Consider the following 3,000-nt stretch of genomic DNA (forward strand, 5'->3'; position numbering starts at 1 on the left):
GTTGGGTCATTTTCACACCTTTGTTGTTGGACTAATTATCCTTCACAAAAGTGTGCGGTGCCATTAAATCAGATCAGCATGAAAAATATAGGTTTTTTCGACAAATGAAATTATAGCTTCTATTGTAATCAAGTGAAATTAAGTGAAAAGTTAACTAAAAAGACGTACAATAATTTTACAACTTTAGTTTTATCAGACTAAAAATCATCAAAACCCTGTGCAATTTTTAAAGATAACCACGTGTTATTGAGCTTTTAAGGATATCAAGCTCTATGCAAATACCTAATGTTGAACTTCATCTCCCGATTAGGCGGTTACTGGAAGCAGTAGCCACTTCCAACGTGGAGATAAAATATGAAAAAATTGCGCTCATTAAGGCGTCATCATTACGCTAGACTAAAAAGTAAAATTGTTAACCAAACTTACTTTGGTCATAGCAAAAACGATTGGTGCTGTGCACTTGAAAACAAAATTGGTTTTTATGCTAACACTGCGAAGTGTATTACTTCTGCACTTAGCTCAAACCCAAGAAAGAATAAATGGAATTCAAAAAAGCATCAATTAACACTGCAAGAACGCAGAAGTGAATTTGATGCAAAAGAGTTTAATTACTAAAGCTAAAAGGTCGGCAATTGCCGACCTTTTTTGTTATTTGAACTTCGAAAACGCAGCCAAACGACTATATCGTTCTTCTATGCAAAATGGCGTTTAGCCATGTTTCTGTAGCGCGCTCTGGGCGTTGGTCGGCGCTTTGCCACGACTTGAGGATAAATAGGTCTGTGCCTTTAATTATGCTCTCAAGGGCTTGTTCGTTTAGATCGGTAAATTCGCGACCGTTGTGTTCGCGCTCGCCGTCGCCGTATTTAAACGATACATACACGATGCCTTGTGGCTTTAATGCGCGGGCAAGGTTGTTGAATGCGTCGGTTAAATCGTTTTTTGCTACGTGAATAAGGCTTGCGCAGCACCAAATGCCGTCGTATTTGGCAACGTCGTTTAGCTCTAGAAAGCTGCTTACTGCTACGTCTTGGTTTAAGTATTCTGACGCCAGCTTTGCCATAGCTGGGCTGATATCGAATGCATTTACGCTATAAGCACGCTCTTTAAAGATGAAGGCGTCGCGGCCAGAGCCACAACCGGCATCGAGTAAAGCGCCTTTTTTTGGGATCAGCGGTAAGAATTCGTCATAAAGTTCATTGAGGTCTACATCGAGTGTGGCATCTACAAATGCTTGCGCATTTTGGTTGTAGTATTCGACGGTTTTGGATGCCATTTTACTTCCTTTATAGGGGCAAGATTGCTTGGCGCTAAAATACCATTAAAGCTAGGTACTAAAAAGATATCAAATTGATTTTAAGTATTTTTGGCGGGAAATATTTTTATACTCCAGCGTAATAGATGAGGCACAATATTGAAGAAATAATACTCACAAAGTGGATAAGAGACGCTGCGCTTTAGAGGAAAAATTAATAGGATTAACTAGTATCTCATTGTCTTCTCATTCACTTCTCTTTGTGCAAAAAGATATTTGAACCACAGAGTTCATCGAGGCGCTGCGCGCTACACAGAGTAAAACCAATACTCACAAAGAGGCTAAGAGACGCTGCGCTTTAGAGAAGTAATTCTTTATACCTCATTGTCTTCCTCTGTGCACTCTATGTCCTCTGTGGTTAGAGAAAATCTAATATGTCTATGAAAATATACTGGCAGTAAATACGATAAATCCTCAATGCCTTCTCATTCACTCCTCATTGTGCAAAAAATATTGGAACCACAGAGTACATAGAGGCGCTGTGCGCTACACAGAGAAAACAAATACACACAAAGAGGCTGAGCTTTAGAGAAGTAAGTTTTTATACCTCATTGTTTTCTCTTTGTGCATAAAGAACCTACAGTAAATAAATGCCTGTTTGACACTATGTAAAACGGCAGCTACATATTTTCTCTATAGTTTTATACTTTTAACTCAACAACATTGCACAATTGGCAATTTACTAGCACTATTATGTATTAAGAAGACTTTAGTCTGAGGTAAGCATGCACGACAAGCAAACTCATTGCCAGCCAACAGGTTGCAATAACTGTAAAGACAAACTAGAACTTGGCTTTGATTTCACCATGGCTTTTCAGCCTATCATTGACTGCGCAGCAAAGCAGATCTTTGGTTATGAAGCATTAGTTCGCGGGCTTAATAATGAGTCGGCTTATTCTGTTATCTCACAAGTGAACGATGAGAACCGCTATACCTTCGACCAACTTTGTCGTATCAAAGCTATTTCGCTTGCAGCAAAGCTAAAGCTTGATTCTATTTTGAGTATCAACTTTTTACCTAACGCGATTTACAAACCTGAGCGCTGTATTAGAACAACCCTTGAAGCGGCTAAACAATATGACTTTCCGGTAGAGCAGATTATGTTTGAATTTACCGAGGTTGAGCAAGTTGAAGACACAAATCACATTAAACGTGTTGTTGAATATTATCAGTCGTTGGGGTTTATTACGGCTACGGATGATTTTGGTTCTGGTTATTCGGGTTTAAATTTATTAGCTGACTTTCAAAGCAATATTATTAAACTTGATATGGCACTAATTAGAGATATTCATTTAAATAAAACTCGTCAAGCAATTGTGAGCCATTGTATTGCGATGTTTGATGAATTAAATATCACTACGCTGGCTGAGGGTATTGAAACGATTGAGGAATATCAATGGTTACGCCAAGCTGGGGTGAGTTTAATGCAAGGTTATTTATTTGCACGTCCGGGTTTTGAGAGTTTGCCTGAGGTAGATTTTAGTCTGTTGCGTGAGGCTTAAAACTCGCGTCAACCCGCATCAGATTTATATCAAAAACCTAATTTACAGAGAGATTATAAGACGCTGCGCTTTAGAGGCAAATCAGTAAGTTCTTTTACTATTGGCTCATTCACTTCTCTTTGTGAAATAAAGATTTGAACCACAGAGGTCACCGAGGCGCTGCGCGCTTCATAGAGACACCAAAAT

The 3,000-nt window shown here is 38.8% G+C and carries 3 protein-coding genes; 2 read left to right on the top strand and 1 reads right to left on the bottom strand.

All coding sequences use genetic code 11. The features are described from left to right. Window positions 1-354: 354 nt before the first annotated feature. Entirely contained in the window at window positions 355-615 is a 261-nt protein-coding gene (locus tag ACSFVZ_RS19915) for a hypothetical protein (protein WP_435559482.1), read from the top strand. Between the two features lie 64 nt (window positions 616-679). Here the strand turns inward: ACSFVZ_RS19915 and ACSFVZ_RS19920 are convergent, their stop codons facing one another. Next, window positions 680-1,273, bottom strand: a complete 594-nt coding sequence (locus ACSFVZ_RS19920) for a class I SAM-dependent DNA methyltransferase (RefSeq protein WP_235384003.1) — start codon at window positions 1,271-1,273, stop codon at window positions 680-682. A gap of 764 nt (window positions 1,274-2,037) precedes the next feature. On the opposite strand from ACSFVZ_RS19920, the gene ACSFVZ_RS19925 reads away from it, so the two are divergent. Then, entirely contained in the window at window positions 2,038-2,814 is a 777-nt protein-coding gene (locus ACSFVZ_RS19925) for an EAL domain-containing protein (RefSeq protein ID WP_435559483.1), read from the top strand. The last annotated feature ends 186 nt before the right edge of the window (window positions 2,815-3,000 follow it).

The organism is Pseudoalteromonas nanhaiensis (assembly GCF_051235485.1).
Classification (GTDB): Bacteria; Pseudomonadota; Gammaproteobacteria; order Enterobacterales; family Alteromonadaceae; genus Pseudoalteromonas; species Pseudoalteromonas lipolytica_C.

Excerpts from the sequence above, each read along its gene's own strand:
- ACSFVZ_RS19920 (WP_235384003.1), bottom strand. The coding sequence starts at position 1,273 with ATGGCATCCAAAACCGTCGAATACTACAACCAAAATGCGCAAGCATTT.
- ACSFVZ_RS19925 (WP_435559483.1), top strand. The coding sequence starts at position 2,038 with ATGCACGACAAGCAAACTCATTGCCAGCCAACAGGTTGCAATAACTGT.
- ACSFVZ_RS19915 (WP_435559482.1), top strand. The coding sequence starts at position 355 with ATGAAAAAATTGCGCTCATTAAGGCGTCATCATTACGCTAGACTAAAA.